Genomic DNA, 23,763 nt, shown 5'->3' with positions numbered 1-23,763 from the left:
TGCAAAGAACTGTCATTTCGAGCGGAGTCGAGAAATCTATTTTTAGGTGGTTTTACTTCGGAACTGCCGGAATCAATCCAAGCTTTTCTAGATCTTCTAAATAAACGCGTTTACCTTGGTAAATGGCCGTTACAAATGCATCTTTTTGTCCGGCTTCTTTAACTTTATTCTTATGTGCAATGGCATCGTTTAATGTTTTAAATGATCCGCCAATCGTAAAGCGGGTAATGCCATCGTCTAATAACAGTTTTTCTACATTGCCCAATCCCTTCAAATAATCATATCTATAATTTTTTGGCAAGTTGTAGGCTGCAATCTGTACTTTAAATTCTAAACCATCTTTTGAAAAGTTTCCACTGTCAAATGTTGCTGAAGGAGTAGTTTTGGTTGAATCTGTTTTTGCAAGCGTTGGAACAGCTGTCGAATCAATTTTTGCACTGTCCACCTTGGTGCTGAATTTAATATCGATTATTTTTTCGGTATATCCATTCAAGGTCATGGCCTCAATTGTTTTTGTCTGATCTGGAAACCCTTTTAGTTTATAGGTGATTTTATAATTTTGTCCGGATACTAAATTCACTAAATAACCACCATCGGTAGCATGAGTGTTTATACTTCTGTAGCGTTCATTTCTATCAGCAATGTCAACTTCCACATTTGCGAATACCGGTTTATCGTCTAAAAATGTAACGCCTTTTACCATCATTACGTTTGGTTTCACAAAATCGTTGGGCATATCCACTACATAGATGTCGTGCAAGCCAAATCCTCCTTCTTTACCGGAAGCATAATAACCTCTATTTCCATCTGTAGAAAGAACAAAATAGCGATCGTCATCCGGTGTGTTAATGGGGTAACCTAAATTTTTAGGTGTCGACCAAGATGAATCGGAAGCTGAATATTCCGTTAAAAAAATATCATAGCTTCCCATACTATTCAAGCCTTGTGAGCTATAAATAAGTGTTTTGCCATCGGGGTGAATAAAAGGTGCATCGTCATCCAATCGCGTATTTACTTTTTCGCCTAAATTTTTAATATTTCCCCATGATCCATCCGCTAACAAACTGGCTTTGTATAAATCTCTTCCACCAAAGCCTCCGGGGCGTTCACTCGAGAAGTACAATGTTTTTTCGTCTGATGATAAGGAGGCACTTCCTTCCCAAGCAGCAGTATTAACATCTCCATTCAATTTTTCAGGAAGGGACCAATTGGTTGTATCCAATTTGCTGATGTAGATATCGCCACCATCATAACTGTTGTCTTTAAATACGAATAACTTTTGTCCGTCATTCGAAATTGCAATGGCAGCATCATGAATGTTCGTATTGATATTTGTTCCGATGCTGGAAGGACTCACCCAATTGCCATTTTCTTTGTGGCTGATAAAAACATCTTCATAATAAATACCGAAGCTATCGGCTTGATTGTATCCGTTTTGTAAGCCACCCACACTTTGGTCACCGGTATAGGTATAGATAATCACACTTTCATCGGAAGTGATAACGGGGACATATTCTGAACCAACCGTATTTAAAATATCTCCAATGTTCTCAATTTTGGCGTCAACAGGTGAAGCAACTAAAATTTTTGCATTGTTACAATATTCAACCAATTGTTCTGCATCTTTCCGCTCTCTTTCAGTGATTTTTTTATCTTTTAAATATTCTTCCAACAATAGCAGTGCTTCGTCAAATTTATTATTGTAATGATTCGCACGTGCAAGGTCATATCTGATTCCTGCAGCTTTTTTATTTTTTGCATACACAATTTCTAAATATTCCAATGATTTTTGATGAACGTCACTACGATACAATCCACAAATACCCATCACATATTTTAAATACAATTCTTTAGGGTGACTTTGCTCTAATTTTTCGAAAATCGGCAATGCGAGAAGATAATCTTGATCTTGAAAGAACGTTTGAGCTCTGAGAAGTGAATCTTTCTCCGTTTTTCTCCATTTGCGGGTTTTCATGGTTTGGGAGAAGCTATTCAATATAAAAAAGAGACAAAAGATCGATAGAACTAATTTTTTCATAATGCAATATTAGATAAGGTACCCAAATATAATTAATTTTGTGCGAAAGTCAATGAATTTAAAAGCTCCTCATACACCCAATATGTTTCGTTCTAATATAACCTTAGGACTGGAGGTTGATGTTGTTCTTAAAAAGGATCAACGTACCGGAAAACGGACACGAGGCAAAGTGCAATTTATTTTAACAAGTGCAGCTTTTCATTCAAGAGGCATAAAAGTTCAATTGGATACACGTCAAGTTGGTCGTGTTCAGGAAATCATAGGCTAATTTTTTGTTTTTCGGTTTGTGAAACAATTGTTTTTACTGTAGATTTGTTTTAAACGAATTTACATTATTTATGAAAAAATTAATTTCTGCAATTTTTCTTTTTCTTTCTCTTCCTACCTTTTCACAAACGTATTCTGGTGCAATAGGTCCTATTTCTGATGATGGTTTAGCGAACGACTTTTTATTAAATGTATCCGGTTTAACACCAAGTACCTTAAACGGTACACATGGCTTAATAGGTGTCTGTATCGATATTACACATACTTGGGATTCGGATTTAAACATTGATTTGATAGCTCCTGATGGAACAAGTATTACTTTATTGGCGTATGTCGGGGGAGTGACGATAATTTTACCAATACCTGTTTCAGTCAAAGTGCCACCACATCCATTGTATCCGGCACCGCTCCTTTCACCGGTACATTTAAACCGATGAACACATTGGGAAATGCCAATAACGGGCAAAACGGAAATGGCACATGGAAACTTCGAATTGTTGATACCTATGCTGCTGATGCCGGAAACGTTTTGAGCTGGAACATTACCTTTGGTCCGGCAGCTCCGCTTCCGAATGTTTTTACTTCTTCTAATTTGCCTATTGTGTTAATCAATACGTTTTCGCAAACCATTGTGGATGAACCAAAGATTAATGCAAACATGAAAATTATTTATAATGGCCCGGGTGTTACCAATTATGTGACCGATGCTCCCAATGCCTACAACAATAATATTGGCATTGAAATTCGTGGTGCGTTTTCGTCCATCTTGCCTCAAAAACCTTATTCCATTGAAACTCGAAATACATTGTTAGCGGAAAATGATACGATTTTGCTTGGGATGCCGGCAGAGCACGACTGGTGTTTACTAGCTACTTACAATGATAAAGTTTATGTACGTAATACACTTGCGAATAAATTGTTTGATGAAATGGGTCATTATGGCGTGCGATCAAAGCATTGTGAAGTTTTGATAAATGGCCAATACCAAGGAATTTATTTCTTGAGTGAAAAAATTAAACGCGATAGCAACCGTGTGGATATCTCTAGATTAGATTCACTTGACAATGCTGGATTACAGCTTACTGGCGGTTATATTATTAAAAATGATTATTGGGATGGAACAAATAGTTGGTTGTTAGGTTATCATCCAATTGATCACCCGACTTATGATGTTCATTTAGTATACGATTATCCTCAGCCTGATAAAATTACTCCTCAACAAAAAACATACATTCAAACGTACATTAATAGCTTAGAAAGTGCGTTGTATAGTCCCGGATTTGCTGATCCTTTAACTGGATACAGAGCCTATTTGAGTACAGGTTCTTTCATCGATTATTTAATTATAAATGAGCTTTCACGTAACAACGATGGTTTTAAAAAGAGCTGGTACATGCATAAAAATAGAGACGATAAAGGAGGGAAATTAAAAGCTGGACCGGTATGGGATTTTGATTGGGCTTGGGCAGATATTCCGGGGAGTAGTATTTTTTCTGCTACAGATGGTTCGGGTTGGGCACATAAAATTAATGATGATGGTCCTGATGTAAATTCAAATGGTTGGTATGTAAGAATGATGCAGGATACAACTTTTCAAAATGAATTAAAATGTAGATGGTTAACCGCTAGAAACAGCTTTTGGATACAACATATCTCTTTAATTACATTGATTCGATGGCCGTTTATTTAGATTCAGCTCAAATCCGTCATCAGGAAAAATGGGCAACATTGGGCGTTGACGTGGGAACACCGGAGATTGGAGTTCAGCCAACAACTTTCCAAGGTGATATTGATTTGTTCAAAGCTTGGATAGCAGAACGAATTGATTGGTTGGATGCGAATATGCCCGGAAATTGCTACACCCTTGGAGTAAATTCAATTGCAGCATCAGAAAATGTGATTTCGTTGTTTCCGAATCCTGCTTCGGATTATGCATTTGTGAACTCAGAAAATACTGCAATAACCAACTCAACGGTTCTTGTTATTTCAGATGTTTTTGGAAGAGAAATTGACGTGTTGTCAATGAACAGTTTGTTGACTAATGGGTTTCGAATTTCATTATCAAATTACACGAATGGGGCTTACGTATGCCGATTTATTGAAAAAGGGAAAGATGTTGTGAAGCCAGTAAGGTTGTTGGTGCAAAAGTAACTTCAACGTTTTATTCGTAGTTAAATAAAAAAAGAAAAGGTTAATCGTGTATTCCGATTAACCTTTTTCTTTTTAGTGATTTATAAAAACTAGTTGATTTTTCTATTGTAGAAATTGTTTGCGATTAAATCCTGCAGCAACATTCTGTTTCCATTGTAAAAGGCAGTAACCCATGCGTCTTTCGTTCCTAAACGGATACATTCCTGACGGAATGCTTCAGCATCCTTGAGGGTGGTGAATTCACGCATCGTGAAACGAGTAATACCATCCGGATAAGGAGTTACTTGGGGAGCAGGAGGCTCTAATTTGTTTAAGTTTTTATGTTTAAAGTTTTGTGGTTTGCGGTAAGCACCAATCTGAACTCTAAATACTAATCCTTCTGCACAATTGTTTCCGGCCATTTCCAACAATTTATTGTAGGTGTCTTTGTCGTTTAAATCTTTACCAACAAACGCTGAGAAATCACTTGGTGCATTCGGGTTACAAGGGTTGTTCTGTTCTTCCATGGTTTTACGAACACCAAAGAAGAAAACCGTTACGAAAGATTCTGCAGCAGCAGGTTCTTTTTCAATCAACATTTTTTTGAAGGCTTCAGCTTCAGCTAATGTTTTGAAAGGTCCCATCGTGTAACGTGTTTTACCATCAGGGTATGTTTTGCTTTCAATCTTGCCGTATTTGCTTAAGTCCTGTCCTTTAAAATCGTTTGGATTATCAACTGCTCCAATTTCTAATTTATACGTTAACCCTGAGATTTCAGATTTTCCTTCATCCTTCACCAGGTTGGTTACAACTTGATTTGTATTTAAATCTACAATTCCTTTTTTCTCCTTTATTAATTTTGTATCAGTAGGGGCATTGTAATCTTTACGTGTGTATTCGTAAGAATAATATTGTTGAATAAGTTTGCGAGCACCGCAATCATTTACAGTTACAACAACATTTTTTAAAGAGGTATCCTTGTCTATCACTTTGTATTTGAATATCTCAGCATTCAACAAGGTTTCAAAACCGCCAAAGTAAAAAGTGGTTCCAAAGGCATCTTTACGTTCTTGAATATCACCTAATCCTTTTAATTTAGAAGGATTAAAGTCGCTTGCTTTTTCAAAGGTTCCCAGTTCTAAGTTATAGGTAACACATTCTTTTTTTAGTTCACCATATTTACGAATAAGATCTTGGTAAACCCTTGCTTCATAAATTTCTGCTTTTCGCTCTTCGTTGTATCTTCTTATTTGTTCGTTAATCTGAAGTTGTATAAGATTAGAAGAATCTTTTACAGAAGTTACTCCACTATTTTTCTTATACTCATCTGTATAAAGTTTAAAGTCTTTTTGCACCTGAACAAATGTTTCTAAACTCTTAACATTTACATATTGTATCTGTGCTTCATATCCTTCTACTTCTATGGCAACTTTATAATTGTTTCCGGGAGTCAATGCAATTAAATATTTACCACTTTCAGAGTTAGAGTGGTAAGTACCTTGCTTTTCACCGGTTTCTGCGTTGGTAACACTGATAGTAGCATCCACCGCATTATCATTTGCAAATACAGTTCCTACCACCAACGCTAAAATTGGTTTTTCACCAAAATATCCTGGAGTTACAGAATAAATATCTTGTTGTCCGAATCCACCTTTCATATCCGATGAATAATAACCATGTTCACCGTCTGCTGTTAATACATAATAGCGTTCATCCTCTGTTGTATTAATTGGATAGCCAATGTTTGTTGGCTCTCCCCATTTACCATCTTTGAAAGCGGAATACATAATATCGTATCCACCAATGCTATTATGTCCTTGAGAACTGAAGAATAAGGTAATTCCATCAGGATGAATAAAAGGCGCATCATCGTCAAATGGTGTATTGATTGTTGGTCCTAAGTTTTCTGCTTTTCCCCAACTTCCGTCAGGCATTTTTTTGCTGATATAAATATCTCGTCCTCCTAAACCACCCGGACGTTCACTTACAAAGTACAAGGTTTGTTCATCCGATGATAAAGAACAGCTGCCTTCCCAATATTTTGTATTGATGTTTGGTCCAAGTGCAACGGCCTCGCCCCAAGTATTTCCTTTTAAAGTACTCATATAGATATCTCCACCATCTTTTTCTGTACTGTGGAAGATAAATAGCTTTTGTCCGTCAGAGGATAACGCAATACTAGCATCGTGGTTCTTTGTATTGATATTAATTCCGATACTTTCAGGATTTAACCAATTTTCGCCAACGCGTTGTGCAATAAATACATCTAAATAATAAATACCATTAGGATCTGGATTAAATTCTTCATCCATCAATCCTCCTGTACTTCTTGGACCTGAATAGGTATAAATAAGTACAGATTCATCGGATGAAATCACCGGTACGCCTTCTTGATTTTCGGTATTGATGACATTTCCAATGTTAGAAATATCACATCTTACCTTGATCTCCATAAATACTTTTGCATTTTTACTGTTCTCGATGTAGCGTTTTGCCAGAATTTGTTGGTTAACAGAAGGAGCCGGCTTTTGCGCTAAATAATTATTGAGGGACATAATTGCCGATTCGAAATCGTAATTCAAATGATAAGCCCTGCCCAGATAAAAGTTGATTTCAGTATTCTTCGGATCTCCTGTTTGAACAGCTTTAAATAAGTCGATGGCCTTATTCTTTTCATCGCTTTTACTCAAATAACAGATACCCGATTTTAATTTAAAGTATAAATCATCAGAGTGAGCTGTCATCAGCTCAATAAACAATGGTAAAGCTCTTAAGTAGTTTTCTTCTGTGAAGAAATATTCTGCATCAGAAAGCTTTTTGGCCTCTTCTTTACTAAGCTGCTTTAAATTGGGTTTCATGCTTTTTTGTGCAAAAGCATTGGAAAACAGGAGTAGAATGGAAAAGACTAAAAGTGTTTTTTTCATAGAATTGGTTTTTGTTAACACAAAGGAGTAAGCACAGTTCTTCTATTAACTTGACTAAATTCTCTATAATATAGCGTGTTGCAACTTCATAAAACCCAAACTTATAAACATCGCATCGTTGAAAAGGCTGATTTTAAAATTCAAAAACACCTCCGAATCCTTAGATATATCTGTGTTGTTTTCGATTTTTAGGTTTTTTTTTAGAACACCACATTATTGTGTACATTCGTGATACAAATTGAGATAAGAATGGAATTTATAGACGAAAAAATAGAAAATTATGCTTTAGAGCTGTCTCAGGATGAATCCGATGTGCTTAAAAAGTTGAATAGAGAAACGCATGCAAAAGTGATGATGCCAAGAATGTTGTCGGGCCACATGCAAGGGAATTTATTGACAATGTTGAGCAAAATGATCCAACCAAAACAAATATTGGAAATTGGTACTTATACCGGCTATTCAGGTATTTGCTTAGCACAAGGATTGCAAGAAAACGGAAAACTTCACACTATAGATGTAAATGAGGAATTAGAAAAGATGGTGCGTTCCTTTTTTGATGAAGCCGGCTTAACCAATAGTGTGAATTATTATTTAGGGAATGCCTTAACGATTATCCCTACTATCAATGAAACGTTTGATTTGGTTTTTATTGATGCCGATAAAAAAAATTATGCTGCTTATTACGATTTGATTTTCGATAAAGTAAGGACAGGTGGTTATATAATTGCTGATAATGTATTGTGGAGTGGGAAAGTATTAGATGCAGAAAATAAAATGGATGCCGATACAAAAGCCATCCACGACTACAATAAAAAAATTCACAACGATCCGCGTGTTGAACACATGTTGTTACCGGTGCGCGATGGTTTAATGATTGCCAGAAAAAAATAACACCACACTTCGCTCTCTTCTCAAAGAGAGGGAGATGAATACAAAATATAATTTCCATGATAATAGATTTAAGAAGCGATACGGTTACAAAACCATCAAAACAAATGTTGGATGCCATGTTTAATGCTGAAGTTGGAGATGATGTGTTTGGTGAAGAACCAACAGTTATTGCCTTGGAGCAAAAAGCGGCAAAAATGTTCGGAAAAGAAGCCGCTGTATTTTGTCCTTCTGGTACAATGACCAATCAGATTGCAATAAAAGTGCATACACAACCCGGTGATGAAGTGCTGTGTGATACAACCGCTCATATTTATAATTATGAAGGTGGAGGTATTGCTTCTAATTCGGGTGCACAGGCAAAATTAATTCAAGGCGACCGAGGCAGAATCTCTGCGCAACAGGTGCAGGAAAGTATTAATCCTACCTACGATTGGTTAACACAAACCAGTTTAGTCTGTATAGAAAATACCGCAAACAGAGCAGGTGGAAGCTGTTATTCTTTGCAACAAATGCAGGAACTATCCGAAGTTTGTAAAAAAAATAATTTAAAGTATCACCTGGATGGCGCTCGTATTTTTAATGCAATTGTTGAAGCCGGTTATACTACTTCTCAAATCGGAAATTGTTTCGATTCTATATCTATTTGCCTTTCAAAAGGCTTAGGCGCTCCGGTGGGTTCAATACTATTAGGAGAAAAAGAATTTATCCGTAAAGCACGAAGAGTTAGAAAAGTATTTGGTGGTGGTATGCGCCAGGCAGGTTATTTGGCAGCGGCAGGAATTTATGCCTTGGAGCATCATGTGACGCGCTTGAAAGAAGATCATGCACGAGCAAAACAATTGGCAAGTACGATGGCTTCTTTAGATTATATAGATACGGTATTGCCTGTTGATACAAATATCATTATCTTTAATCTAAAAGCTACTGTAAATCCTGAGGCCTTTCTTCAGAAGCTCGCTGATCATCACATCAAAGCTGTCGGCTTTGGGAAACAGGCCATCCGATTCGTAACCCATTTGGATTTTACGGATGAAATGTTGGCAAAAACAGAAACGGTTTTAAAATCAATTAAATAATTTTAAATATGTACCACATCGCAATAATTTCAGGTAGCGTAAGAATCGATCGGCAAAGTCACAATGTTGCATTGTACTTTGACAAATACATTAAAGAAAATAAACTTGCGACCTCCGAAATTTTAGATTTGAAAGAATTTAATTTTCCGGTGTTGGAGGAGCGACTTTCAAAAACGGCTGATGCCGATGCAGCATCTAAATTGTTTTCTGAAAAAATAATGAAGGCTGATGCCGTGATTATGGTTTTCCCGGAATACAATGGTGGATACCCTGCTAGTTTGAAGAATGCAATCGATTTACTGTATAACGAATGGTATCATAAACCAATCGGATTGGCTAGTGTCTCTTCCGGAAATTTTGCAGGACTAAATGCATTGGCGCTCTTGCAATCCGTTTTGTTGAAGATTAGAGCTGTTCCTGTTTCTGCTACGTTCCCTGTACCACTGGTTCAAGATAATTTTGACGAGAAAGGAAATGCAATTCATACAGAAACAACAGATAAACGTGCTGCCGGATTTTTGAAAGAACTACTTTGGTTTACAGAAGCATTTAATAAAATGAAATAACAGCAGATGGATATCAAACATATACATGAACCAAATAAAGGTTTATTTTCTGTTGAAGAAAATAATGAAGTGCTGGCAAAATTAGAGTATTCGATGGCGGGAGCAGACAAAATGATTATTTCTCACACGGAAGTCAATCCTGTTTTGTCAGGAAAAGGAGTGGGTAAACAACTCGTAGCTAAAGCTGTTAACTTTGCACGAGAACATAAAATTAAAATTTTGCCACTTTGCCCTTTTGCAAAAGCCATTTTTGATAAAGTACCCGAATACAACGATGTTTTATTTTAAATTTAAGAACGATGGAAAATAAAGAAGTTACCATTCACTACAAGAATAACGACCTAACTGTTGCTTGGCAACCACATAAATGTACCCATTCTAAAAATTGTTGGAAAGGTTTAGGCGATGTTTTTAAGCCAACTGAAAAGCCTTGGGTGAAAATAGATGGCGCTACGTCAGAAAAAATAATGCAACAGATTGATTGCTGCCCATCAGGTGCGTTGAGCTACCATAAAAACTATAAATAACGTTATAGTTTTTTCTTCATCTCCTTAGAGATCTCTTTTTGAGTCGTATCCTCACTTTGTTCTAATGAATGGACGATGTTTTGTTGTTCGTTTTTTGTTTTGTTCTGGCTTAGTTTGAATTTTCCTTCGAGTTTCGTCACTTCAATTTCAAAAGCGACAATTGCTTTTAACATTCCATTGATATAATCAGGAGATAAGGTTTTCCATTGCTCATAAAATTTTTGTTCGAACTGATGAATCGTTTTTTCCATCAATGCCATCACTTCTGACGGGTTTGATACGATTTTTGCTTTGCCTGTTGCATGAACGGCAATGTAATTCCACGTTGGGACATTTTGTTGTTTCTCATAGTTTGAAGGCGAAATATACGCATGCGGTCCTTGGAAGATGACAAGAACCTCATTTTCTGTAAAGGATTCCCACTGTGGATTCGCTTTCGCCATATGGCAAACTAAAAAGAGTTGTTCTCCTCTTTTCTCAATTACAAAAGGTAAATGTGTTGCTAAAATATTGGCATTGTTCGTGCTTATAAGTGTAGCAAAATTATAAGTTTGCATAAATGCAATCAGTTTCTGCTCATCCGATTCTTTATAATAAGGTGGTATATACATACTATAAAAATAACTAAATTTACTCAATTGATAAATTTGAATAAAATGAATAAATTATTTTTGGGATTGATTTTTATTTCTACTGTTTCGTTTGCGCAAGAGTTGAAACTTCAGAAAGCCACCAAACAAACAATTAATGCGGGTGCATCTCCAACATCCACGACCAACCATGTGCTGGAATTGAAAAAATCGAAAAAATGCACATTTACCATCGATTCGGTTGTTAATGTCTATACGCAAAAAGCAATTGCGTTTACGGTATTTAAACTTGCCGATGCAACGGTTCTGGCTCCGGGAAATCCCGTGGTTTGTTCGAATCAACTTAAAGGGAAAGGTGTTTTTCAAATTCATTTTGCTTCTATGAAAAACAGAGGAGGCGGTCGACCAGGTAGTCCACCGATGAATCTGGTTGTTCCCATCGCAGATTTTACTCAGGGTGCAATTGTTTATTATCGGGTGGGTAGAAAGAAAAAGCAGTTGATTGTTGAATCGTTTGAAGAATTGGAAACCATCAATGCTCCCTAAATGGTGCAGGTGAATATAAAAGCAGGAGGAATATTCATAGGTGTGAAATTTAAAGCCACATTTTTAAATGTGTTTTTAAAACGTTTATAGGCATTTAAAGAATATTGATATTGGATAAATGCTCCGTCTTTCTTCAATACTTTTAATACAACTTCCAGAATGGCGTCTACCACTGTGTTGGGAATCATGAAAAGTGGAAGTGATGACACTACGTAATCTACTTTTTCTACATTGTATTTCTGTAAGTATTCTTCTAATTTTTCTGCAGAGTCGCTGATAACTTTTAATCGCGAATCATCAATCTGATTCAAGATGTCACAAAATTCCTTGTTGATTTCAAAAGCCAAAAGAATTGCATCTTGGGGCATGTTTTTTAAAATTTCATGCGTGATGATACCGGTACCAGGTCCAAGTTCAACAATGCATTTTACATTTTTGAATTGGATCGGATCCACCATTTTTTTTACCAAAAATTTTGAGCTGGGAGTAACAGACCCAATGTTTTTGCCTTGTTTTAGGAATTCCGAAAAAAAGTCTTTCTTGCTCACGCGCGCAATTGTATTAGTACTACAAATTAAGCAATAAATAACTGGAATATGAAATTTAAAAGAGTTCAGTTTGTTTGCCAAAGATTACACCTTGCTCGTGCTTGAGAAGCCATTCTTTGCGCCACAATCCTCCTGCATAGCCGGTGAGTTTGCCCGAGCTACCAATCACACGGTGGCAAGGAACAATAATGGCAACGGGGTTTTTCCCGTTGGCACTACCAACCGCCCTCGTTGCATTTTCATCTCCTAATTTTAAAGCAATATCCAAATACGACCAGGTTTTACCAAATGGAATTTCCTGAAGTTCTTTCCACACTTTTTTTTGAAATTCGATAAAATATTCGTCCAACTGATAGGTTACTTCTTTTATCGATTCGTGAACTTTTTCGGTAGCCTCAACGGGTTCGTCCAAAAACAACAAACTTTGCAATCCGGCTTCGTTCCCTTTTATCTCAAGAGTGCCGATAGGAGAGGAGTAATATGCGGTATGGAGTTCCATGCTGTCAAAATTAAACCATATAAAACAAAAAACCTATAGTTTCCTATAGGTTCTATGTTTCTTAGCAATGCTAAATTTTAAAAACAATATTTATTCTCAGCAATCAATTTAGCTGAAACATTTCTTCTTGCCTCCGTTGTATTTAAAGGTTCTGTTTTTGTAAAACGTTTTAAACCCATTAGCATCGCGCGCTGTTCATCGCCTGTTGCAAAGGTGTTGATGGCTTCTTTCCCTGATTTATGAATTCTGTCCGCAGCATCGTTGATGTAAACACGCATCATGTCCAGTTGAACTTTGCAAGCGTCTTCTCCTTTAATGCTTACCAACTTTTCTACACGTAATAACACTGATTCACAAACATAGGTTTCAATAATCATGTCGGCTATGTTCATCAAAATTTCCTGCTCTTTTCCAAGCTGCATCATTAATTTCTGAACAGCAGCACCAGCCACCATCAAAACCGATTTTTTAAATCCGGTTACATATTTTTTCTCGTTTGAGAACGTTGTTGTTTCTGAAGTAGAGAAATCAGGTATGCCCATCAACTCTGCAGCAACTGCTTGTGCGGGTCCCATCAAATCCAATTCGCCTTTCATGGCACGCTTCAACATCATATCAACCGTTAACATTCTGTTGATTTCATTTGTTCCTTCGAAAATACGGTTGATACGTGCATCACGATAGGCTCTGTCCATTGGAGCTTCTGCGCTGTATCCCATCCCTCCGTAAATTTGAACACCTTCATCTACCACATAATCCAATACTTCTGATCCATGCACTTTTACGATGGCCGCTTCCACAGCAAATTGTTCAACGCCTTTTAGTTTTGCTTTTGCTTCATCCATTCCGCCAGCAATCAAAGCTTTTGTTGCATCTTCAATATTCTGACTTGCACGATAGATTGCAGACTCCCCAGCATAAATTCGAATCGCTTGTTCTGCTAATTTATGACGAATAGCTCCGTATTTCGCAATCGGTCTGCCGAATTGATTACGCTCGTTTGCATATTGAATAGATTTTGTATTTGTTTCTTTACTTCCACCAATGGCTGCACCTGCAAGTTTCACACGACCAAGATTCAAAATGTTTACGGCAATCTTAAATCCATTTTGTCTGTCCGACAATAAATTTTCAACCGGAACTTTGCAATCGTTAAAGAATACTTGTCGCGTTGAACTTCCTTTAATTCCCATTTTGTGTTCTTCCGGGTTTAATGAAATTCCACCAAAAGTTTTTTCTACGATAAACGCTGATAAGTTTTCATCGTCATCAATTTTTGCAAAAACAGTGTAGATGTCTGCAAATCCACCATTGGTAATCCACATCTTTTGTCCGTTCAAAATATAATGTTTCCCATCAGCAGAAAGTTTTGCATTTGTTTTTCCTGAATTAGCATCAGAACCTGCACTTGGTTCTGTTAAACAATATGCTGATTTCCACTCACCACTTGCCAACTTTGGAATGTATTTCGCTTTTTGTTCTTTTGTGCCATAATATAAAATTGGTAGTGTTCCAATTCCTGTGTGGGCTGAAATCGCCACAGCAAATGAATGGCCAGCACCCAAAATTTCTGTTGCCAACATCGAAGTAGTAAAATCTTTTCCGAATCCACCATATTCTTCAGGGACAGAAATTCCCAACAAACCAAGTTCTCCTGCTTTGTTTAGCAAGTCAACCATTAATCCTTCTTCTTGCGCATCAATACGATCCAATTTATCCCAAACGTTTTGAGCTAAAAAATCGTGACATGTTTGAGCAATCATCAATTGTTCTTCGTTCCATTCTTCAGGAATAAAAACATCTTTTGCTTCTGTTTCTTTTATTAGGAATTCTCCGCCTTTTAATGACATAGTTTTATGATTTTAAATGTTAATGTTCTTTTTATTTTACCTAGTTACTTAGTTACTTAGTTACCTAGTCACCTAGTCACTTTGTTAAAGCATTTCGAAAATTCCAGCAGCGCCTTGGCCTGTACCAACGCACATGCTGACAATTCCGTATTTTTTATTTTGACGTTTTAATTCTGAGAATAATTGAACCGATAATTTTGCTCCGGAACAACCCAGTGGATGTCCGAGTGAAATTGCTCCGCCATTCACATTCACAATGTCTTGGTTGATGTCCAATTCTCTGCAAACAGCTAATGACTGAGAAGCAAATGCCTCATTCAATTCAATTAAATCAATTTGACCTAAATTCATTCCAGCTAATTTCAACGCTTTCGGAATAGCTGCAACTGGACCGATTCCCATGATTCTTGGAGGAACACCTGCCGCAGCAAAACTCACCATGCGTGCAATTGGTTTTAAATTGTTTTCTTTTAAAAACTTCTCGCTCACAATCATTACGAATGCTGCTCCGTCACTTGTTTGTGAAGAATTTCCTGCAGTCACACTTCCTTTGGCATCAAACACTGGTTTTAACTTTGCCAATGCTTCAAGGGTAGTGTCGGCACGTGGACCTTCATCTGTATCAACAATAAAATCTCTTGTTTTCTTTTTTTCGTTTTCATCAACATACGTTTCAGAAACTTTGATTGGAACAATTTCACCTTTGAATTTACCATCTTTGATGGCTTTCATCGCTTTCATATGAGAGTTGAAAGCAAATGCATCTTGGTCTTCACGGCTAATTTTATATTCATTCGCAACCGCTTCAGCTGTCAATCCCATTCCCCAATAATGATCAGGATGTGCGAGTGCAACACCAGCGTGGGGAACGATTCTCCAGCCACCCATAGGAATTAAACTCATGCTTTCTGCTCCACCTGCAACAATACAATCTGCCATGCCTGCATGAATTTTTGCTGCAGCAATTGCAATTGTTTCTAAACCGGAAGCACAATATCTGTTCACGGTCATCCCTGCAACTTTATCTGTATTGAATGCCATCAGCGAAATTAATCTCGCCATGTTCAATCCTTGCTCTGCTTCAGGCATTGCATTCCCAACAATTAAATCATCTACTTGATCATGGGCAATGTTTGGAACGCTTGCCATTAGATGTTTGATGACATCAGATGCTAAGTCATCCGGACGGGTGAATCTAAATCCACCTCTGTTTGCTTTTCCTACTGCGGTTCTAAAACCAGCTACAATATATGCGTTCATATTTTAAAGATTTTGGATTTTAGATTTTGGGATTTTGGATTTTCTGTGTTGAGTCCAATATCCAACATCTAATATCTAATTACGTAATATTTTTCCTCCAGTGATAATTGACTGTAAGCGTTCCAATGTTTTTCTTTCTCCGCAAAGCGATAAAAATGCCTCACGTTCCAAATCCAATAAATATTGTTCGCTTACCAATGTTGGAGACGATAAATCACCACCACATAAAACGTAAGCTAATTTTTGAGAGATTTTCACATCGTGCTCGCTAATGTAATTTCCAACTTGCATCGAGTTTGCACCCAAGTAAGCTAATCCCAATGCTTGTTTTCCTAATACACGAATATCTTTTCGTGCAGCCGGTTTTGTATAACCTGCTTCCGCGATTTCAATACAATTTAATTTTGCTTCTGATAAAACGCGGTTGCGAGAAATCACAACTACATCTTTTCCTTTTCTTAAATATCCCAAGTCGAATGCTTCATAAGCGGATGTTCCAACTTTTGCTTGTCCGATGGTTAAGAAACGATCGCGGAAATTATTTAATTCAATATCTCCATCTTGTAATTCATCTGATAAACGAACTGCGAATTCTTTCGTTCCACCACCACCTGGGATTAAGCCAACTCCAAATTCAACTAATCCCATATAGGTTTCAGCATGCGCGACAACTCTGTCGGAGTGCATACTCATTTCACATGCACCACCTAATGCTAAATTGTGGGGAGCCACAACAACTGGAATTGAAGAGTAACGAACTCGCATCATGGTGTTCTGGAATGTTTTGATTGCGAAGTTTAATTCATCGTATTCTTGTTCAACCGCCATCATGAAGATCATTCCCACATTCGCTCCTGCCGAAAAATTTGCTCCTTCATTCGAGATCACCAATCCTCTAAAATCTTTTTCAGCGATTTCTATAGATTTGTTGATGCCTTCAATTACTTCAGCACCAATAGAGTTCATTTTTGTATTCCACTCTAAATTCACAATTCCATCTCCGATGTCGGTTAAGGTGGCACCACTGTTTTTCCAAACTGTTTTGTTGGAACGAATGTTATCTAGGATGATAAATGATTCAGTTCCCGGAATTACTTTAAAAGATTTGGATGGAATGTCGTAATATTTTTTACTTCCGTTTTCTACTTTATAAAAAGCAGTTGCTCCGGAAGAAAGCATATCGTAAATCCATTGTGCCGGTTTGTTTCCTGCAGCTTCCATCGCTTTCACTGTTTCTGCAACTCCAAGTGCGTCCCATGCTTCAAATGGTCCAAGTTCCCAAGCGAAACCGGCATTCATGGCCGCATCAATTTTATAAAGTTCATCTGTGATTTCCGGGATACGGTTACTAACATAAGCAAACAATCCATAAAAAGAAGTACGATAAAAATCTCCTGCTTTATCTTTTCCTGCCAACAATACTTTCATTCGATCACGCAGATTTTCGATAGTTTTTGTTGCTTCTAAGGTTGCAAATTTTGCTTTAACGGATGGTTTGTATTCCAATGTTTTTAAATCCAAGGAATGGATTTCTGATTTTCCACCGGCACCTTTTACTTTTTTGAAAAACCCTTGTTCGGTTTTGCTTCCTAGCCATTTATTTTCTACCATTTTAGAAACATAACCAGGGATTTTGAAAACATCAATGGATTCGTCTTTTGGGCAGCTGGCAGCAACTCCATTGGCAACGTGCACCAAGGTGTCTAATCCTACAACATCACACGTACGGAAGGTTGCAGATTTCGGTCGGCCTAAAACCGGTCCTGTTAATTTATCTACTTCATCAATGGTTAACCCCATTTTTTCAACTGTGTGAAACAAACTCATGATTCCGTAAACGCCAATTCTGTTGGCGATGAAGGCAGGAGTATCTTTACATAAAACGGTAGTTTTTCCTAAATACAATTCTCCATACTTCATTAAAAAGTCAACTACTTCAGGTGAAGTTTTTGGTGTAGGAATAATTTCCAACAATCTTAAATAGCGTGGAGGGTTAAAAAAGTGAGAGCCACAAAAGTGTTTTTGAAAATCTTCACTTCTACCTTCATTCATTAGATGAATAGGAATACCGGAAGTGTTCGATGTAATTAATGTTCCTGGTTTTCGAAACTTTTCTACATTATCAAAAACTTGCTTTTTAATATCTAATCGTTCAATCACCACTTCAATGATCCAATCGCAAGTAGCGATATCTTTCATGTTATCATCAAAGTTGCCGGTTGTGATACGCTTTGCAAATGCTTTGCGATAAATCGGTGATGGGTTTGATTTTAATGCAAACGCCAATGCATCGTCCACAATTTTGTTTCTAGACTTTTTATCGGCAGTTGCATCTTTGGGCACAATGTCCAATAGAATTACCTCTACACCAATGTTTGCAAAATGACAAGCAATTCTGCTTCCCATTACACCCGAACCAAGAATGGCTACTTTTTTAATTGTTCTATTCATAATGTTAACCAAGTTTTAACGTTCTGTTTTTTTCTTCAGCCAATGAAATAATGTCATTCACTGTTTTCAAAAATTCATCGATTTTGTTCTTACCGATTTTGTTTTCTATTTCCGCATTGAAATTGCGGACAATCTTTTTTGCAAGTTCTTTATTTTCTTTCCCCTTTTGTGTTAAGATAAGTTTAACCTTACGTTTATCTTCTTTATCGGCTTTACGAATAATGAGTTTCTCGTCTTCCAGTGCTTTGATGATACGAGAGAGGGAGGTACTCTCCATTCCCAGTTTGGGAGCGATGTCAGAAGCATACGCTCCTTCATCACTGTCTATATTCAATAAAAAATGACCAATGGCAATACTGCCGCCATATTGGGCTGCCTCTGCATTGTACATGCGGGAAATAATCTGCCAGGCAGATTTTAATTTTGAATCAACGGTTTCTGTATGCTTTTTCGACATTGTTATGCAAACATAATAATTTTTATTTATTATGCAAGCATAATATCAAGTATTTTTCATTGATTTTCGTCATATCTATATTCTTGACTAACTTTGCACATAATTCAACGATGCAAACACAGTATTATTTAGAGGTTTTAGGAACAGGCTTTTTTGCCATTTCAGGGGCATTGGCGGCTAACGACAAGGCTCAACCCGATTGGTTTGGAGCAGGGTTTATTGGCTTTATCACCGCCATCGGTGGAGGTAGTTTGCGCGATATTCTTCTAGGCAGTTATCCCTTGGTTTGGGTCAACGACCTCAATTTTGTATATGCCATTATGATTGGGGTGGTGCTGGCAAGTGTTTTCTTTAAAGTCCTCATCAAATTGCGCAGGACCTTCTTTTTATTTGATACCATTGGTATCGCTATGTTTACAATTGTAGGAACTGAAAAGGCCATGAGTTTGGGCGTTCATCCTGTTATTGCGGCCATTATGGGAATGTTTTCCGCAGTTATGGGTGGTGTGATTCGCGATGTATTAACAAATGAAATTCCGATTATTTTTAAAAAAGAAATATATGCCACCGCTTGTTTGTTTGGAGCAATTGCTTATTTAACACTTGATTATATTGGTTGTGAGCGGAATATGAACTTTTTGTTGGCAGCATTGTTAATTATAGGAATCCGCATTGTTGCGGTGAAGAAAAATTTAAGTTTACCGAAGTTTATTAAAGAAAAGAATGAAATCTAAAATAATTTATATCTACGATCCTTTGTGTGGTTGGTGTTATGGCTTTTCTCCCGTGATTCAAAAAATCGAGAAAGCCTATTCTGAAAAAATGGATTTTGAAATTATCAGCGGTGGAATGGTGGTTGGTTCCAGGGAAGGGTTAATTGGTGATTTTGCCGATTATATTTTGAAAGCATTGCCGCGCTTAGAAGAAATGACCGGTGTGAAATTCGGAGAACCTTATTTATCTAAATTAAGGGATAAATCATTGTATCAATCTTCTTTAAAACCATGCATTGCTTTAGAGGTTTTTAAATCGTTTAATCAAAAGGATGCCATTGCTTTCGCTTCTTCTGTTCAAAAAGCACAATACATTGATGGGCATGATTTGCAAGAGGATGCTGTTTATACGGAGCTCATCAAGCCTTATGGAATTGATCCCGATTCATTTTTGCAAAAGTTGAACTCGGACGAATTCAGAATGGAAACCACCAACCTTTTTAAAATGATTCAGGAGTGGGGCATTACGGGATTTCCTGCCGTGATATTGGTGAAAGACAATCAGTTTTACCTTATCGCAAAAGGATATGTTGATTACGAGAATTTGAGCAATGTAATTGAGAAGATTCTTGCAGAAAAGTAAGTAGCTGTTACTTTATTCTCGCAGCTTTCTTTAGCCAAATATCTCCATTTGCTGTATCGCCAATATTATTGTAGGTGATTCCAATAAATTGGTATGCCGACTTATAATTCGGATCGATCTCTGTTGCCTTTTTAAAATGTTCAATCGCAATCAGAAACATCTTATTGGCATTGGCCATATCTTTTTGATTCTTATAAGATTCACCCATTGCTCCATATGCACTTCCTAAATTACATTGTGCATCCACATCGTATTTGTCGATTTGAACCGCTTTCTCAAATGCTCTTGCTGCTTCATCAAATTTTCCAACAGAGAATAAACAGGTTCCTGCATTGTTGTGATACATTCCCTTTCCGGGATTCATTTCTAAAGCTCTGCTGTAACTTTTAAATGCTGCTTCGTAATTTTTTTGTTCGTAGTAAACTCTTCCGGCTACATTGTGTGCATCAGGAAACAATTCATATAGTTGGAGTGCTTTCGTGATACTCTTTTGTGCTTTTATTAAACGTTGCTCACGCTCAATCGGATTTTTAACTGCATTTAATGAATCCTTGTTTGCTAAGTTGTTTGCATAATAAAAGAGCATGTGAGCACTATTCGGAACGGTTTCTAAATCGCGACCAAATAAGGTGGTGTCTGATTTCCAATCTTTATTGCGGGAATATGTTTTTGCTGAATACAAAACCATCACCACTCCAACAATTGCGAGTAATGTGGTGTTCACTTTGAATAGCGAATTTAATTTTGCTGAATGATCAGCCATGTCCATTTTAAATAATCTACTCAAGAAATAAACTGCAGCAAGACAAAAAGCGACAGAAGGGAAGAATAATAAACGCTCTGCTAAGTGCGTTCCAATCAGCATGAATATGTTTGATGCCAACGCCATACTTACTAAATAAAATAAAATAAGAAATGAGAGTAAGTGTTTTTCTTTTATTTTTTTGATGGCATAATACAATAAGAATACATGAAAAAATAATGCCAACAAAAATCCAATGTTTGCAAAGGATGTAACTAACGGAATGGTGTCAAAAGAATAATCACATGACAATGGATGAGGGAATAACATCAATAAAAAGTATTTTCCCATAATCAAGATTGCCGTTGCTTTTTGATAAAACACATTGGTGGTGTAAAGCAATGAATTGTCGATTACCGGAATGTTATCAATGCCAATACTTCCAATGATTTTAACATGAAGCATCATGTATACTATTGCAACAATAGTAAGCGCTCCCGTTATTTTGATGTTGTTTTTGAAAGATGTGTTTGTAAAAAAATAAATAAACAACGGTGCCAATGCCACATAAACAATTGCAGATTCCTTTGATAGAAGAGCCAGAAAGAAACAAATCAATGTTCCAATCAACATTAAAATTTTGTTGGTTGAAAGGTATTTGTGAATGCATAGCAAGGATAATAAGATAAAGAGCATGCTGGAGATTTCATCCCGACTTTTAATATTTGCCACTACTTCAGTATGAATTGGATGGGCGGCAAAAATGAGTACGGTGAGAAACAATAAATAGATGTTGAATTTTGTATAGCGCAGCAAAACGATAAATAGAAGTACACAAACCAATGCGTACATCAAAACATTTATCAAATGGTGAAAATGAGCATTGTCGGGAGAGATTTGCCATTCAATCGCAAACATTGCTTTTGAAAGAGGACGATAAAGATTGTTTTCGTTATTACCATATCCTTCTCGATAGCTGCTCGAAAAAATTTCTTTCAGAGAAGCCGTTCCGCCTTTTGTTAATTGATTTTCTTTGATGACAGAATAGTCGTCCAATACAAATTGATGCTTGAGTGTATTCGAATACAGCAGAAATGCAACGAGTGCAAGAACCAAAGAAAGTTTAAGAACTAATTTTTTATCAATTGAAAACGAAGGAGATTGCTCTTTCGCTTTTGTTTCGTGTGGTTTGTGCTTGTGATTCTTTTTGGTAGACATATGCTCATCTATTCTGCTGCGTAAATACTTTCGATTATTTCTTTATTGGCTGCCATAATAACTTTTCGTTTTAATGAAAGTTTGGGAGTCATTTCGTTTTTATCGATACTCCATTCACGAGAAAGCAATGCAGGTCGTTTAATTTTTTCGTATTGCGCCAAGGTGGCATTCGTTTTTTCAACTTCTTTGTTGATGCGTGCAATGATGATTGGATTTTTAATAACCTCTTCATTGCTGGTAAACTCAATTTCTTTGCGTTTGCAATATTCTTTTAAGAAAATAAATGCAGGAACAATCAATGCGGATGCAAATTTTTGATTTTCTCCAATAACCATTACTTGTTCAATAAATGGCGATTCTTTGAGTTTGTTTTCAATCATTACCGGAGCAATGTATTTACCACCAGAGGTTTTAAAAATTTCTTTTTTACGATCAGTAATTTTTAAGAAGCGATTCTCTTCAAATATTCCGATGTCACCGGTATGAAACCAGCCTTCGCTGTCCATTACTTCCGCTGTTGCATCTGGACGATTATAATAACCCAACATCACGTTCGGTCCTTTTACTAAAATTTCTCCATCTTCGGCTATCTTCACAGAAACTTTATCAATTAATGGTCCTACCGTTCCGAACTTGATACCATTTGGCAAAAAATTATTTACGGCAATAACAGGAGAGGTTTCAGTTAATCCATAGCCTTCTAGAACAATAATGCGTGCCGCTTGAAATACCCGTGCTAAACGTGGTTGAAGGGCCGCTCCACCGGAAGCAACAGCAACTACATTTCCACCCAACGCTTCTCTCCATTTAGAGAAAATAAGTTTGTTGGCAATTTTTAATTGGAACTCATACCACCATCCGTTTGCACCATTCAGTTCATAACGCAAGCCTAAATCAAGCGCCCAGAAAAACAACTTCTTTTTGATTCCTGTTTGTTCTTCGCCTTTGGCAACAATTTTATCATATACTTTTTCCAATAAGCGTGGAACCGTTCCGAATATTTGCGGCTTTACTTCTTTTAAATTGTCGCCAATTGTTTCTATGCTTTCTGCATAATACACCGATACACCTAGGTAAAAGTAGAGGGTGCTCAACATGCGTTCGTAAACGTGATTTAAAGGAAGAAAGCTCAATCCAATCCAAGTATGCTCAAATGGAGCAAGTACTTGGCAAGCAATAGAATTACTAATTAAATTGTTGTGGGAAAGCATTACACCTTTCGGATTTCCGGTTGTTCCGGAAGTATATAAAATTGAAAAAAGGTCGTTCGGTTGAATGCTGTTTTTGATGGCTTCAATTTCGTTTACTTTTGGATTTTGTTTTCCATCATTCACTAATTCCATCCAGCTTTTTGCTCCATCTACTTTATCGAAGGCATACACTCCTTTAATCGAAGGTACGTTTGAAGATGCTGCTTTTACTTTTGCAACCATCTCTGCATTCGAAACAAAAACATATTTAATTTTGCATCATTTAAAATGAATGTTAAATCATGTTCACTGATGGTCGGATAGATAGGCACACTTACTGCTCCGGATTGCTGAATGGCAAAATCTGCAAAATTCCATTCGGGACGGTTATTTGCAATGATGGCAATTTTATCTTCACGTTCCAGTCCTAAATTATACAAGCCATAGCTAAGATTGTTAACATAATCAATAAATTCCTGAGTGGAATAGGTTCTCCATTTCCCATTTTCTTTCGCTGCCAACGCATTGGGTTTGTTGTATTTCTCCTTAAGTTGGGGTAGGATATCAAATATTCGAGTAATTGCCATATTTGGAAGTTTTAATTGACTAATTTTGTTTCTCCAAAAATATAATTTTT

24 protein-coding genes are annotated in these 23,763 nt (G+C 36.9%); 12 read left to right on the top strand and 12 right to left on the bottom strand.

Annotation, left to right across the window (positions count from 1 at the left end; translation table 11 throughout):
• Positions 1-52: 52 nt before the first annotated feature.
• The gene (locus IPP64_12720; protein MBL0330251.1) at positions 53-1,975 is read right to left on the bottom strand and encodes a PD40 domain-containing protein; all 1,923 of its coding nucleotides are present in this window, start codon (positions 1,973-1,975) and stop codon (positions 53-55) included.
• Between the two features lie 145 nt (positions 1,976-2,120).
• Here IPP64_12720 and IPP64_12715 point away from each other — a divergent pair, with 145 nt between their 5' ends.
• From IPP64_12715 to IPP64_12700, 4 genes are all read left to right on the top strand, one after another.
• The gene (locus IPP64_12715) at positions 2,121-2,306 is read left to right on the top strand and encodes a YwbE family protein (GenBank protein ID MBL0330250.1); all 186 of its coding nucleotides are present in this window, start codon (positions 2,121-2,123) and stop codon (positions 2,304-2,306) included.
• A 70-nt stretch (positions 2,307-2,376) separates the two neighbouring features.
• Positions 2,377-2,742, top strand: a complete 366-nt coding sequence (locus tag IPP64_12710; GenBank protein ID MBL0330249.1) for a proprotein convertase P-domain-containing protein — start codon at positions 2,377-2,379, stop codon at positions 2,740-2,742.
• A complete protein-coding gene (locus IPP64_12705; GenBank protein MBL0330248.1) occupies positions 2,739-3,995 on the top strand; it encodes a CotH kinase family protein in 1,257 nt (418 codons plus the stop codon). The genes IPP64_12710 and IPP64_12705 overlap by 4 nt, the downstream gene beginning before the upstream one ends.
• Positions 3,980-4,456: a T9SS type A sorting domain-containing protein gene (locus tag IPP64_12700; protein ID MBL0330247.1), complete on the top strand. Its 477-nt coding sequence runs from the start codon at positions 3,980-3,982 to the stop codon at positions 4,454-4,456. Before IPP64_12705 ends, IPP64_12700 begins: the two co-directional genes overlap by 16 nt.
• An 89-nt stretch (positions 4,457-4,545) precedes the next feature.
• Here the strand turns inward: IPP64_12700 and IPP64_12695 are convergent, their stop codons facing one another.
• Positions 4,546-7,359 (bottom strand): PD40 domain-containing protein, encoded by a 2,814-nt coding sequence (locus tag IPP64_12695; GenBank protein MBL0330246.1) that lies wholly within the window; start codon positions 7,357-7,359, stop codon positions 4,546-4,548.
• Positions 7,360-7,608: 249 nt separating this feature from the next.
• Between IPP64_12695 and IPP64_12690 the strand changes: the two genes are divergently transcribed.
• The 5 genes from IPP64_12690 to IPP64_12670 are packed head-to-tail and all read left to right on the top strand — an operon-like array spanning position 7,609 to position 10,419.
• Positions 7,609-8,250, top strand: coding sequence for an O-methyltransferase (locus IPP64_12690; protein MBL0330245.1), 642 nt, complete (start codon positions 7,609-7,611; stop codon positions 8,248-8,250).
• 56 nt (positions 8,251-8,306) lie between these two features.
• The gene (locus IPP64_12685; GenBank protein ID MBL0330244.1) at positions 8,307-9,326 is read left to right on the top strand and encodes an aminotransferase class I/II-fold pyridoxal phosphate-dependent enzyme; all 1,020 of its coding nucleotides are present in this window, start codon (positions 8,307-8,309) and stop codon (positions 9,324-9,326) included.
• A gap of 8 nt (positions 9,327-9,334) precedes the next feature.
• The gene (locus IPP64_12680; protein MBL0330243.1) at positions 9,335-9,892 is read left to right on the top strand and encodes an NAD(P)H-dependent oxidoreductase; all 558 of its coding nucleotides are present in this window, start codon (positions 9,335-9,337) and stop codon (positions 9,890-9,892) included.
• A 6-nt stretch (positions 9,893-9,898) separates the two neighbouring features.
• Complete coding sequence (locus IPP64_12675; protein ID MBL0330242.1) at positions 9,899-10,180, top strand: N-acetyltransferase; 282 nt, start codon at positions 9,899-9,901, stop codon at positions 10,178-10,180.
• A gap of 11 nt (positions 10,181-10,191) precedes the next feature.
• Entirely contained in the window at positions 10,192-10,419 is a 228-nt protein-coding gene (locus tag IPP64_12670; GenBank protein ID MBL0330241.1) for a (4Fe-4S)-binding protein, read from the top strand.
• Between the two features lie 2 nt (positions 10,420-10,421).
• Here IPP64_12670 and IPP64_12665 read toward each other — a convergent pair whose 3' ends face one another.
• Complete coding sequence (locus IPP64_12665) at positions 10,422-11,030, bottom strand: FMN-binding negative transcriptional regulator (protein ID MBL0330240.1); 609 nt, start codon at positions 11,028-11,030, stop codon at positions 10,422-10,424.
• 45 nt (positions 11,031-11,075) lie between these two features.
• Here IPP64_12665 and IPP64_12660 point away from each other — a divergent pair, with 45 nt between their 5' ends.
• A complete protein-coding gene (locus IPP64_12660; protein ID MBL0330239.1) occupies positions 11,076-11,555 on the top strand; it encodes a hypothetical protein in 480 nt (159 codons plus the stop codon).
• Here the strand turns inward: IPP64_12660 and IPP64_12655 are convergent.
• The 6 genes from IPP64_12655 to IPP64_12630 form a co-directional block, all read right to left on the bottom strand.
• The gene (locus IPP64_12655) at positions 11,552-12,103 is read right to left on the bottom strand and encodes a methyltransferase domain-containing protein (protein ID MBL0330238.1); all 552 of its coding nucleotides are present in this window, start codon (positions 12,101-12,103) and stop codon (positions 11,552-11,554) included. The two genes, IPP64_12660 and IPP64_12655, sit on opposite strands and share 4 nt — an antisense overlap.
• Positions 12,104-12,158: 55 nt before the next feature.
• Complete coding sequence (locus IPP64_12650; GenBank protein ID MBL0330237.1) at positions 12,159-12,602, bottom strand: methylated-DNA--[protein]-cysteine S-methyltransferase; 444 nt, start codon at positions 12,600-12,602, stop codon at positions 12,159-12,161.
• A gap of 77 nt (positions 12,603-12,679) precedes the next feature.
• Positions 12,680-14,452, bottom strand: coding sequence for an acyl-CoA dehydrogenase family protein (locus IPP64_12645; GenBank protein ID MBL0330236.1), 1,773 nt, complete (start codon positions 14,450-14,452; stop codon positions 12,680-12,682).
• 84 nt (positions 14,453-14,536) lie between these two features.
• Positions 14,537-15,712: an acetyl-CoA C-acyltransferase gene (locus tag IPP64_12640; GenBank protein ID MBL0330235.1), complete on the bottom strand. Its 1,176-nt coding sequence runs from the start codon at positions 15,710-15,712 to the stop codon at positions 14,537-14,539.
• A gap of 75 nt (positions 15,713-15,787) precedes the next feature.
• Positions 15,788-18,163: a 3-hydroxyacyl-CoA dehydrogenase/enoyl-CoA hydratase family protein gene (locus tag IPP64_12635; GenBank protein ID MBL0330234.1), complete on the bottom strand. Its 2,376-nt coding sequence runs from the start codon at positions 18,161-18,163 to the stop codon at positions 15,788-15,790.
• A 4-nt stretch (positions 18,164-18,167) separates the two neighbouring features.
• On the bottom strand, positions 18,168-18,620 hold the full coding sequence (locus IPP64_12630; GenBank protein MBL0330233.1) for a winged helix-turn-helix transcriptional regulator: 453 nt from the start codon (positions 18,618-18,620) through the stop codon (positions 18,168-18,170).
• 110 nt (positions 18,621-18,730) lie between these two features.
• Here IPP64_12630 and IPP64_12625 point away from each other — a divergent pair, with 110 nt between their 5' ends.
• A complete protein-coding gene (locus IPP64_12625) occupies positions 18,731-19,354 on the top strand; it encodes a trimeric intracellular cation channel family protein (GenBank protein MBL0330232.1) in 624 nt (207 codons plus the stop codon).
• Positions 19,344-19,976, top strand: coding sequence for a DsbA family protein (locus IPP64_12620; GenBank protein MBL0330231.1), 633 nt, complete (start codon positions 19,344-19,346; stop codon positions 19,974-19,976). Before IPP64_12625 ends, IPP64_12620 begins: the two co-directional genes overlap by 11 nt.
• A 7-nt stretch (positions 19,977-19,983) precedes the next feature.
• Here IPP64_12620 and IPP64_12615 read toward each other — a convergent pair whose 3' ends face one another.
• Genes IPP64_12615 through IPP64_12605 form a run of 3 tightly spaced genes read right to left on the bottom strand, consistent with a single transcriptional unit; the run spans position 19,984 to position 23,713 of the window.
• On the bottom strand, positions 19,984-21,936 hold the full coding sequence (locus IPP64_12615; GenBank protein ID MBL0330230.1) for a tetratricopeptide repeat protein: 1,953 nt from the start codon (positions 21,934-21,936) through the stop codon (positions 19,984-19,986).
• An 8-nt stretch (positions 21,937-21,944) separates the two neighbouring features.
• Positions 21,945-23,369 carry an AMP-binding protein gene (locus IPP64_12610; GenBank protein ID MBL0330229.1) on the bottom strand — a complete coding sequence of 475 codons (1,425 nt, stop codon included), beginning with the start codon at positions 23,367-23,369 and terminating at the stop codon, positions 21,945-21,947.
• Positions 23,354-23,713, bottom strand: coding sequence for an AMP-binding protein (locus IPP64_12605; GenBank protein ID MBL0330228.1), 360 nt, complete (start codon positions 23,711-23,713; stop codon positions 23,354-23,356). The genes IPP64_12610 and IPP64_12605 overlap by 16 nt, the downstream gene beginning before the upstream one ends.
• Positions 23,714-23,763: the final 50 nt, after the last annotated feature.

The organism is Bacteroidota bacterium, assembly GCA_016722565.1.
Lineage (GTDB): Bacteria > Bacteroidota > Bacteroidia > 2-12-FULL-35-15 > 2-12-FULL-35-15 > 2-12-FULL-35-15.
This window is presented reverse-complemented; position numbering and strand designations above follow the sequence as displayed.

Coding starts and splice junctions, on each gene's coding strand:
- IPP64_12685 (MBL0330244.1), top strand. CDS start 8,307: ATGATAATAGATTTAAGAAGCGATACGGTTACAAAACCATCAAAACAA.
- IPP64_12695 (MBL0330246.1), bottom strand. CDS start 7,359: ATGAAAAAAACACTTTTAGTCTTTTCCATTCTACTCCTGTTTTCCAAT.
- IPP64_12670 (MBL0330241.1), top strand. CDS start 10,192: ATGGAAAATAAAGAAGTTACCATTCACTACAAGAATAACGACCTAACT.
- IPP64_12610 (MBL0330229.1), bottom strand. CDS start 23,369: ATGGTTGCAAAAGTAAAAGCAGCATCTTCAAACGTACCTTCGATTAAA.
- IPP64_12715 (MBL0330250.1), top strand. CDS start 2,121: ATGTTTCGTTCTAATATAACCTTAGGACTGGAGGTTGATGTTGTTCTT.
- IPP64_12635 (MBL0330234.1), bottom strand. CDS start 18,163: ATGAATAGAACAATTAAAAAAGTAGCCATTCTTGGTTCGGGTGTAATG.
- IPP64_12645 (MBL0330236.1), bottom strand. CDS start 14,452: ATGTCATTAAAAGGCGGAGAATTCCTAATAAAAGAAACAGAAGCAAAA.
- IPP64_12660 (MBL0330239.1), top strand. CDS start 11,076: ATGAATAAATTATTTTTGGGATTGATTTTTATTTCTACTGTTTCGTTT.
- IPP64_12620 (MBL0330231.1), top strand. CDS start 19,344: ATGAAATCTAAAATAATTTATATCTACGATCCTTTGTGTGGTTGGTGT.
- IPP64_12650 (MBL0330237.1), bottom strand. CDS start 12,602: ATGGAACTCCATACCGCATATTACTCCTCTCCTATCGGCACTCTTGAG.
- IPP64_12675 (MBL0330242.1), top strand. CDS start 9,899: ATGGATATCAAACATATACATGAACCAAATAAAGGTTTATTTTCTGTT.
- IPP64_12700 (MBL0330247.1), top strand. CDS start 3,980: ATGGCCGTTTATTTAGATTCAGCTCAAATCCGTCATCAGGAAAAATGG.
- IPP64_12705 (MBL0330248.1), top strand. CDS start 2,739: ATGAACACATTGGGAAATGCCAATAACGGGCAAAACGGAAATGGCACA.
- IPP64_12710 (MBL0330249.1), top strand. CDS start 2,377: ATGAAAAAATTAATTTCTGCAATTTTTCTTTTTCTTTCTCTTCCTACC.
- IPP64_12665 (MBL0330240.1), bottom strand. CDS start 11,030: ATGTATATACCACCTTATTATAAAGAATCGGATGAGCAGAAACTGATT.
- IPP64_12615 (MBL0330230.1), bottom strand. CDS start 21,936: ATGTCTACCAAAAAGAATCACAAGCACAAACCACACGAAACAAAAGCG.
- IPP64_12625 (MBL0330232.1), top strand. CDS start 18,731: ATGCAAACACAGTATTATTTAGAGGTTTTAGGAACAGGCTTTTTTGCC.
- IPP64_12640 (MBL0330235.1), bottom strand. CDS start 15,712: ATGAACGCATATATTGTAGCTGGTTTTAGAACCGCAGTAGGAAAAGCA.
- IPP64_12690 (MBL0330245.1), top strand. CDS start 7,609: ATGGAATTTATAGACGAAAAAATAGAAAATTATGCTTTAGAGCTGTCT.
- IPP64_12680 (MBL0330243.1), top strand. CDS start 9,335: ATGTACCACATCGCAATAATTTCAGGTAGCGTAAGAATCGATCGGCAA.
- IPP64_12630 (MBL0330233.1), bottom strand. CDS start 18,620: ATGTCGAAAAAGCATACAGAAACCGTTGATTCAAAATTAAAATCTGCC.
- IPP64_12605 (MBL0330228.1), bottom strand. CDS start 23,713: ATGGCAATTACTCGAATATTTGATATCCTACCCCAACTTAAGGAGAAA.
- IPP64_12720 (MBL0330251.1), bottom strand. CDS start 1,975: ATGAAAACCCGCAAATGGAGAAAAACGGAGAAAGATTCACTTCTCAGA.